Origin of the sequence: Paraburkholderia sediminicola, from assembly GCF_046027355.1 — a bacterium.
Classification (GTDB): Bacteria; Pseudomonadota; Gammaproteobacteria; order Burkholderiales; family Burkholderiaceae; genus Paraburkholderia; species Paraburkholderia sediminicola_B.
The window spans coordinates 1-283 of sequence record NZ_JAQQEK010000162.1; the positions used below are offsets into that span (position 1 = coordinate 1).

Consider the following 283-nt stretch of genomic DNA (forward strand, 5'->3'; position numbering starts at 1 on the left):
TCCGGACGCCCAGTCAGCGAGATTCGAAAGCTGCAGGCTCTGGAACCCCGCACTGCCGTTCAGCGAGATGCGTGGATAGAAGTCGGCCTTCGCCATGCCGATCGTCGCGGTGGCCGCATGCAGTTGAGCCTCCGCTTTCCTGATATCGGGCCGGCGCTGCACCAGCTCCGACGGCACGCCAATGGGCACCTGATCAGGCAGCGCCGGCACATCACGCGGCTCGGCGAGCATCTGCTTCAATGCACCCGGTTCCTTCGCCAGCAGCACGCCAATCGCATTGATC

The 283-nt window shown here is 64.3% G+C and carries 1 protein-coding gene; it reads right to left on the minus strand.

The window, feature by feature from the left end:
• Positions 1 to 283 (minus strand): TolC family protein (locus PQR42_RS45725; protein WP_408394127.1); only part of this gene is annotated, 283 nt, incomplete at both ends.